6 protein-coding genes and 1 tRNA gene are annotated in these 8,869 nt (G+C 67.1%); 6 read left to right on the top strand and 1 reads right to left on the bottom strand.

The features are described from left to right. On the top strand, nucleotides 1-1,570 hold a 1,570-nt coding region (locus A5681_RS27540; protein WP_197498702.1), incomplete at its 5' end, for a hypothetical protein. 564 nt (nucleotides 1,571-2,134) lie between these two features. On the opposite strand, the gene A5681_RS23525 is transcribed toward A5681_RS27540, so the two are convergent. Further along, nucleotides 2,135-2,207, bottom strand: a tRNA-Arg gene (locus tag A5681_RS23525). 114 nt (nucleotides 2,208-2,321) lie between these two features. Between A5681_RS23525 and argS the strand changes: the two genes are divergently transcribed. From argS to thrB, 5 genes are read left to right on the top strand one after another with little or no spacing between them, the layout of a single operon-like run. Continuing rightward, a complete protein-coding gene (argS, locus tag A5681_RS23520; protein ID WP_067281295.1) occupies nucleotides 2,322-3,974 on the top strand; it encodes an arginine--tRNA ligase in 1,653 nt (550 codons plus the stop codon). Beyond that, complete coding sequence (gene lysA / locus A5681_RS23515; RefSeq protein ID WP_067281289.1) at nucleotides 3,971-5,389, top strand: diaminopimelate decarboxylase; 1,419 nt, start codon at nucleotides 3,971-3,973, stop codon at nucleotides 5,387-5,389. The genes argS and lysA overlap by 4 nt, the downstream gene beginning before the upstream one ends. 3 nt (nucleotides 5,390-5,392) lie before the next feature. Further along, nucleotides 5,393-6,718, top strand: coding sequence for a homoserine dehydrogenase (locus tag A5681_RS23510; protein WP_067281284.1), 1,326 nt, complete (start codon nucleotides 5,393-5,395; stop codon nucleotides 6,716-6,718). Continuing rightward, nucleotides 6,715-7,797 (top strand): threonine synthase, encoded by a 1,083-nt coding sequence (gene thrC / locus A5681_RS23505; RefSeq protein ID WP_067281280.1) that lies wholly within the window; start codon nucleotides 6,715-6,717, stop codon nucleotides 7,795-7,797. Before A5681_RS23510 ends, thrC begins: the two co-directional genes overlap by 4 nt. Before the next feature lie 3 nt (nucleotides 7,798-7,800). After that, a complete protein-coding gene (thrB, locus tag A5681_RS23500; RefSeq protein WP_197498701.1) occupies nucleotides 7,801-8,748 on the top strand; it encodes a homoserine kinase in 948 nt (315 codons plus the stop codon). Nucleotides 8,749-8,869: the final 121 nt, after the last annotated feature.

Here is an 8,869-nt window from a genome sequence, read left to right as displayed (position 1 = left end):
TCGAGCTGCAGGCATCCAAATCGGTGGTTTCCTACAGCTCCCTAAGGCCAAGCTACGCGGTGCCGGCGGCATTGCGCTGATCCTCGACGGCGCCCGCATCATCGCCGGCGTGCTCGCCAACGGCTGCGAAGCCGATGGTGAAGTCCGTGTCCCGCAAGTGCGCGTCGATGGGCAGGTCGAGCTCGTCGAGGCCAAGCTGCGCAATGGCAACGGCAACGCGCTGATCCTCCACGGCGCTGAGATCGCCGGTGCCGTGCTCGCCAACCGCTGCGAAGTCGACGGCGCACTCTGGGGGCCACATGCCCACATTGGTGGGCAAGTCGAGCTCGTCGAGGCCAAGCTGCGCAATGGCAACGGCAACGCGCTGATCCTCGACAGCGCTGAGATCAAGCGTTCCCTAATCGCCAGCTGCTTCGAAGTCGACGGCGTAATCTGGGCGCCGCGCGCCCACATTGGTGGAGTCCTTGACCTCCGCGAGGCCAAGCTGCGCAATGCCGACGGCAACGCGCTGGTCCTCGACGGCGCACACATCGCCGGCGGTATGTTCGCCAACGGCTGCGAAGCCGACGGCACACTCCGCGCTATGCGGGCCCACATCGGTGGGGCCCTTGAGCTCAATGAAGCCAAGCTGCGCAATGGAAATGGCCAGGCGCTGCTCCTCGACGGTGCCCAGATCAGGGGCGATGTGTTAGCCATCGGCTGCGAAGCACACGGCGAGTTCTCTGCCGTGAGCGTCGACATCAGCGGGGGCCTTGCGCTGAGCAGAGCCAAGCTGCGCAATGGCGACGACAACGCACTCAAGCTGGATGCGTCCTCGATGAGGTTGTTGAAGATCCAGGATGTAGACGTTGAGGGCACGGTCCGTCTATACAAGACGGAGATCGGCAACTTGGTCACGGATGCGAATCCGCCGGCGCCATTAGTAGCCACGGGGTGGCAAGTCTCGGACGTTGACGGCCCGCTGCGCTCAAATTGGGCCGCTGCCCGACGTTGGTTAGGGAAAACTGATGAAAGTTCCGCCCAACCTTTGCACGCTTTGGCGGCAGTCTATGAACGCAACGGCGACCCTGTCGGCGCCCGAAGATTGCGGTTCGCGGCCGCCACCAAAGTCACGCGGCAGTCACGCATACCGACAAGGATTCTCCGGAGCCTCTACGGTGCACTAGTCGGACACGGCTACTACCCGCTGCTCGCCGGGTTCTGGCTCGCCATCGTCGTCCTCGTTGCCACCATCATTGTTGCCGCCAATCGCGCCGACTTCGTCCCGACCAACAGGGACGCCGCTGCGAAAGCCGCCCTCGCCTACGCTGAGCAGACCCATAGATCGGTTCCACAGCGGATTACTGCGCAGGAATCGTGTGATCTGCGACTCGATTATCCGTGCTTGAACCCCTTCACGTACACCATGTCTGCAGTGGCTCCCAACTTCGGCAACATGACCTCTGACTGGGCTATCCCTTCCGACGCAACCAACTGGCTCACCATCGCACTCCCATTGCTGAAATTGACCGCTTGGGCACTGACCGCGCTGCTAGCGGCTGGCGTCACCGGGATCCTGCGAAAAACGTAATCCGATAGGGACATGTCGAGACGACTCCGTAGAACGGTCTCCTCATACCTTCGCCATGGCGTTGGTCCCGTCGGTGCTATCGGCCCAACGTCTGGACGGGTCACGGGCCGCCCCGAGGGAAGCAGGATCAACTTATTCAGACGCGGACTGGTAATTTGCCGTGTGCTCGTATACTTTCGCGACTCATCATCGTGCGCGTCATCGCGGGGAGCCATACGGACGGCTCAGAACAGGAACTAGACCAGCGACTCGCGGTACACGCTCGATATTCCGCGTGTAAACCCCCTAGTGGTTAACCAGGCGGGTGGTCACGCCGGGAATGACTAGCGCTCAAACGATGACGCGCTCAGCGTGCTCGCAGATGTCGCCGAACACCTTCGAGCGTCGCGATCGGTCGGTGGATTGGTTTGGCACCCGGTTCCTCTTGGTTGGTGTCGCTGGCGGTTGAAATTTCCCACGCCGTGTTTGCTGACACCAGGTCCTGCGAATTCTGAGGGGCACGCCTGGGTATTCGACGTCGAAGTAGGTTGCCTAATACAACCATCTAACTGCGCAAATGCGCTGTGCCCCCGGCAGGATTCGAACCTGCGGCCTTCTGCTCCGGAGGCAGACGCTCTATCCCCTGAGCTACGGGGGCGCATTGAGACCATGATGCGCCAGTGGGCCCAGACAGACTAACTCATCGCGGTGATCGCTCGACCACCGCAATGGATTCGGGGCGCGGGCACCTCAGCCAATAGGATGGACGCTCGTGACCCCCGCTGACCTCGCTGAGCTGCTCAGGAGCACCGCTTCCGCGGTGCTGACCGAGCGCGGGCTGGACGCTGCCGCCTTGCCGGCAACGGTCACGGTGGAGCGGCCGCGCAACCCCGAGCATGGCGACTACGCCAGCAACCTGGCGCTTCAGCTGGGCAAGAAGGTCGGCGCCAACCCTCGCGAGTTGGCCGGCTGGCTGGCCGAGGCGCTGTCACAGGCCGACGGCGTCGCCTCGGCGGAGGTGGCCGGGCCCGGCTTCATCAACCTGCGCCTCGAGGCGTCGGCGCAGGCGGTGATCGTCAACAACGTCATCGACGCCGGCGACACCTTCGGCCATTCCGACCTGCTGGCCGGCCACAAGATCAACCTCGAGTTCGTCTCGGCCAACCCCACCGGGCCGATCCACATCGGCGGCACCCGCTGGGCCGCCGTCGGCGACGCTCTGGGCCGGCTGTTGAGCACCCAGGGCGCCGCCGTCGAGCGGGAGTACTACTTCAACGACCACGGCGCACAGATCGACCGGTTCGCCAGCTCGCTGATCGCGGCCGCGAAGGGCGAACCGACGCCGGAGGACGGCTATGCCGGCGCCTACATCAACGACATCGCCGCGCAGGTGCTGCAGAAGGCGCCCGACGCGCTGAGCCTGCCCGCCGCCGAGATGCACGAGACGTTCCGCGAGATCGGCGTCGACCTGATGTTCACCCACATCAAGGAGTCGCTGCACGAGTTCGGCACCGACTTCGACGTCTACACCCACGAAGACTCGATGCACACCAGCGGCCGGGTCGACCAGGCGATCGCCCGGCTGCGCGAGACCAACAATATCTACGAGAAGGATGGCGCAACCTGGTTGCGCACCAGCGCTTTTGGGGACGACAAGGACCGCGTCGTGATCAAGAGCGACGGCAAGCCGGCCTACATCGCCGGTGACATCGCCTACTACCTGGACAAGCGGCAGCGCGGTTTCGACCTGTGCATCTACATGCTCGGCGCCGACCACCACGGATACATCGCCCGGCTCAAGGCCGTGGCCGCCGCGTTCGGTGACGACCCGGCCCACGTCGAGGTGCTGATCGGACAGATGGTCAACCTCGTCCGCGACGGCCAACCGGTCCGGATGAGCAAGCGGGCCGGGACGGTGATCACGCTCGACGACCTGGTCGATGCGATCGGCGTCGACGCGGCGCGCTACAGCCTGATCCGCTCCTCGGTCGACACCCCGATCGACATCGACCTGGCGCTGTGGTCGTCGGCGTCGAATGAAAACCCGGTCTACTACGTGCAATACGCGCACGCCCGACTCTCGGCGTTGGCCCGCAACGCCGCCGAACTGGGGCTGATCCCCGACACGGGCCACCTCGAGCTCCTCAGCCACGACAAGGAGGGGACGCTGCTGCGCAGCATCGGGGAATTCCCCCGCGTGCTCAAAACGGCTGCGTCCCTGCGGGAGCCGCACCGCGTGTGCCGCTACCTCGAAGACCTGGCCGGCGACTACCACCGGTTCTACGACTCGTGCCGCGTGTTGCCCCAGGGGGACGAGCAGCCCACCGACCTGCACACCGCGCGGCTGGCGCTGTGCCAGGCCACCCGCCAGGTCATCGCCAACGGGCTGACGATCCTCGGTGTCACCGCTCCGGAGCGAATGTGAACGTGCACCCCGCCGGTCCTCGGCACGCCGAAGAGACCCGGCATCCCGACAGCACGCCGCGGCCGCAATCGCCCGACGAGCTGCTGCGGCTTGCGCCGAATGTGTGGCCGCGCAACATCGTTCGCGACGATTCGGGTGTGGCCGTCCTCGCCGGAATCCCGGTCACCCAGCTCGCCCAGGAGTACGGCACCCCCCTGTTCGTCATCGACGAGGACGACTTCCGGTCCCGCTGCGGCGAACTCGCGACGGCCTTCGGCGGCGGGCAGAACGTGTGCTACGCGGCCAAGGCCTTCCTGTGCACCGAGATCGCCCGGTGGGTCGACGAGGAAGGCCTGTCGATCGACGTGTCCACCGGCGGCGAACTCGCCGTCGCCCTGCACGCCGACTTTCCCCCCGACCGGATCACGTTCCACGGCAACAACAAGTCCGTCGCGGAACTGACCGCCGCGGTCAAAGCCGGTGTCGGGCACATCGTCTTGGACTCGATGACTGAAATCGAGCGCCTCGACACGATCGCGGGGGAGGCCGGCGTCGTCCAGGACGTCTACGTGCGTCTCACCGTCGGCGTCGAAGCACACACGCACGAATTCATCTCCACCGCACACGAGGACCAGAAGTTCGGGTTGTCGGTGGCCAGCGGCGCGGCGATGGCCGCGGTGCGCCGGGTGTTCGCCACCGATCACCTGCGCCTGGTGGGGCTGCACAGTCACATCGGCTCGCAGATCTTCGACGTCGACGGCTTCGAGGTGGCCGCGCATCGCGTCATCGGGCTGTTGCACCGAATCGTCGACGAGTTCGGCGTCGACAAGACGGGTCAGATTTCCACCGTGGATCTCGGTGGGGGACTGGGGATTTCGTACTTGGGCACCGACGATCCGCCGCCGGTGGCCGAACTGGCGGCCAAGCTGACCGCCATCGTCGGCAACGAGTCGGCGGCCGTGGGGTTGCCCACCCCGCGACTGGTGGTGGAGCCCGGACGCGCCATCGCCGGGCCGGGCACCATCACGCTGTATGAGGTGGGCACCGTCAAGGACGTAGACGTGAGCAGCACAGCCCAGCGCCGCTATGTCAGCGTCGACGGCGGCATGAGCGACAACATCCGCACCGCGCTCTACGACGCGCAGTACGACGCCCGGCTGGTGTCACGGGCCAGCGACGGGCCGGCGACGCTGGCGCGGATCGTCGGAAAGCACTGCGAGAGCGGCGACATCGTCGTCCGCGACGCGTGGGTGCCCGACGATTTGCGGCCCGGTGACCTGCTCGGGATCGCCGCAACGGGTGCCTACTGCTATTCGCTGTCGAGCCGCTACAACATGATCTGTCGTCCGGCGGTGGTGGCGGTGCGCGCGGGCCGGTCCCGCCTGATCCTGCGCCGCGAGACGGTCGACGATCTACTGAGTCTGGAAGTGAGGTGAACGGTGCCCCGTGACGAAAAGCCTGTCGGCGTAGCGGTGCTCGGGTTGGGCAACGTCGGAAGCGAAGTTGTCCGCATCATCGAGGGCAGCGCTGACGATCTCGCGGCTCGCGTCGGTGCGCCTCTGGTGTTGCGCGGCGTCGGGGTGCGGCGGGTCGCCGCCGACCGTGGCGTCCCGATCGAATTGCTCACCGACAACGTCGAGGAACTCGTCTCGCGCGAGGACGTCGACATCGTCGTGGAGTTGATGGGGCCGGTGGAACCGGCGCGAAAGGCCATCCTGCGCGCGCTCGAGCACGGCAAGTCGGTCGTCACGGCGAACAAGGCGCTGCTGGCCACCTCCACCGGGGAGCTGGCGCAGGCCGCCGAAAACGCCCATGTCGACCTGTATTTCGAGGCGGCGGTCGCCGGCGCCATCCCGGTCATCCGCCCGCTCACCCAGTCGCTGGCGGGGGACACCGTGCTACGGGTGGCCGGCATCGTCAACGGCACCACCAACTACATCCTGTCCGCGATGGACAGCACCGGCGCCGACTACGACACCGCCCTGGCCGAGGCGAGCGCGCTCGGCTACGCCGAGGCCGATCCCACCGCCGACGTCGAAGGCTACGACGCCGCGGCCAAGGCCGCGATCCTGGCGTCGATCGCCTTCCACACCCGGGTCACGGCCGACGACGTCTACCGCGAGGGCATCACCAAGATCACGCCGGCGGACTTCGCCTCCGCGCGGTCCCTGGGCTGCACGATCAAGCTGCTGTCCATCTGCGAGCGCGTCACCACCGAGGACGGTCAGGAACGGGTGTCGGCCCGCGTCTATCCGGCGTTGGTGCCGCTGTCGCACCCGTTGGCCACCGTCAACGGGGCGTTCAACGCGGTCGTCGTCGAGGCCGCGGCCGCCGGCCGGCTCATGTTCTACGGCCAGGGCGCCGGCGGGGCGCCCACCGCATCCGCGGTCACCGGCGACTTGGTGATGGCCGCGCGCAACCGGGTACTGGGCAGCCGCGGGCCGAAAGAATCCAAGTACGCCCAGCTTCCTGTGGCCCCAATGGGTTTCATCTCCACCCGCTACTACGTCAGCATGAACGTCGCCGACAAGCCCGGTGTGTTGTCCACGGTGGCGGCCGAATTCGCCAAGCGCGAGGTGAGCATCGCCGAGGTCCGCCAGGAGGGCGTCGTGGACGAAGGCGGCCGGCGGGTGGGAGCCCGCGTCGTGGTGGTCACCCACAGCGCCACCGACGCCGCGCTGTCCGAAACCGTCGATGCCCTGGCCGATCTGGACGTCGTGCAGGGCGTCACCAGTGTGCTGCGCCTGGAAGAGACCGGCCGATGAGCGTCCCGCGCACCGCCGTGCACCAACCGTGGCCGGGGTTGATCGCCGCCTACCGCGATCGGCTGCCGATCGGCGACGACTGGACGCCGGTCACCCTGCTCGAGGGCGGCACCCCGCTGATCGCGGCGACGCGTCTTTCCGAGAAGACCGGCTGCACGGTTCATCTCAAGGTCGAGGGCCTCAACCCGACCGGGTCGTTCAAGGACCGGGGCATGACGATGGCGGTCACCGACGCACTGGCGCGCGGCCAGCAGGCCGTGTTGTGCGCGTCGACCGGCAACACCTCCGCGTCGGCGGCGGCCTACGCCGCCCGCGCCGGCATCACCTGCGCGGTGCTCATCCCGCAGGGCAAGATCGCGATGGGCAAGCTGGCGCAGGCGGTCATGCACGGCGCCAAGATCATTCAGATCGACGGCAACTTCGACGATTGCCTGGAACTGGCCCGCAAGATGGCCGCCGACTTCCCGACGATCGCGTTGGTCAACTCCGTCAACCCGGTGCGCATCGAGGGCCAGAAGACCGCGGCATTCGAGATCGTCGACGCGCTGGGCGCCGCGCCGGACGTGCACGCCCTGCCGGTCGGCAACGCGGGCAACATCACCGCGTACTGGAAGGGCTACACCGAATATCACCACGACGGCGTGATCGACAAGCTGCCCCGCATGCTGGGCACGCAGGCGGCCGGCGCCGCTCCTCTGGTGCACGGCGCACCGGTCAGCCACCCCGAGACGATCGCGACCGCGATACGCATCGGTGCGCCCGCGTCATGGGCGGCCGCGGTCAACGCGCAGCAGCAGTCCAACGGGCGGTTCCTGGCGGCCACCGACGAGGAGATCCTGGCCGCGTACCACTTGGTGGCCGAGAGCGAGGGCGTCTTCGTCGAGCCCGCCTCGGCGGCCAGCATCGCCGGTCTGCTCAAGGCCGTCGACGACGGGTGGGTGGCGCGCGGGTCGACGGTGGTCTGCACGGTGACCGGCAATGGCCTCAAAGACCCCGACACGGCGCTGCGGGACATGCCGACCGTGTCCCCGCTGCCCGTCGATCCGGTGCTCGTCGTCGAGAAGCTGGGACTTGCGTAACAAATGACGACCCAGATGCTGCCCGCCGGGCTGGTGGCAAGCTCCGTCGTGTCGGCGTCCAGCGCCAACCTCGGTCCCGGGTTCGACAGCATCGGGCTGGCATTGAGCCTCAACGACGAAATCTTCGTGGAGACAACCGCTTCCGGACTGGTGGTGCTCGTCGAAGGCGAGGGCGCCGAACAGGTGCCACGGGGACCCGAACACCTGGTGGTGCGCGCTGTCGAATGCGGGCTGCGGGCCGCGGGCGTCGTGGCCCCGGGCCTGGTCGTTCGCTGCCGCAACGCCATCCCGCACTCCCGCGGTCTCGGCTCGTCGGCGGCGGCCGTCGTCGGCGGCCTGGCGGCGGCGAATGGCCTTGTCGCGCAGTCTGATTCGAAACCTCTGAACGACGCGCAGCTGATTCAGCTGTCGTCGGAGTTCGAGGGCCACCCCGACAACGCCGCCGCCGCGGTACTGGGCGGTGCGGTGGTGTCCTGGATCGACGCCTCGGGCGATCGGCCAAAGTATTCGGCGGTGCCGCTGCGGCTGCACCCCGACATCCGGCTGTACTGCGCGATACCCCAGGAGCGCTCCCTGACCGCCGAGACCCGGGGGCTGTTGCCCGCCCAGGTGAGCCACAAAGACGCCCGGTTCAACGTCAGCCGCGCCGCCTTGCTGGTGGTGGCGCTCACCGAACGCCCGGACCTGCTCATGCCCGCCACCGAGGATGTGCTGCACCAACCCCAGCGCGCTCCGGCGATGCCCGGCTCCGCGGAATATTTGCGGCTGTTCCGGCGTCATAGCGTGTCAGCGACACTTTCCGGGGCGGGTCCAGCACTGATTGCGCTCAGCACAGCGCCGGAGTTGCCCACGGAAGTGGTGGAGTACGGGGCGGCCAACGGATTTGCCCTGACTGAGATGACCGCCGGCGATGGAGTTCGCTGGAGCCCGGGCGTCACAGTCTCCGGTTGATCCACAGCGTGGCCGGAGGGTTTGCTTGCTTCCAACAACGATGCGGGCTATCCTCGGTTCCGTCCAGCAATCGCAGCATCTGCATCTGCATCCATACTGCCTTGCCGCTAGGACACACCAA

Origin of the sequence: Mycobacterium scrofulaceum, assembly GCF_001667885.1 — a bacterium.
Lineage (GTDB): Bacteria > Actinomycetota > Actinomycetes > Mycobacteriales > Mycobacteriaceae > Mycobacterium > Mycobacterium scrofulaceum_C.
Note: the sequence above shows the minus strand (reverse complement) of the source record. Positions and strands in the feature narration are given on the sequence as shown.

Bases quoted from the DNA above. Each gene is read 5' to 3' on its own strand.
- thrB (WP_197498701.1), top strand. From the start codon at position 7,801: ATGACGACCCAGATGCTGCCCGCCGGGCTGGTGGCAAGCTCCGTCGTG.
- thrC (WP_067281280.1), top strand. From the start codon at position 6,715: ATGAGCGTCCCGCGCACCGCCGTGCACCAACCGTGGCCGGGGTTGATC.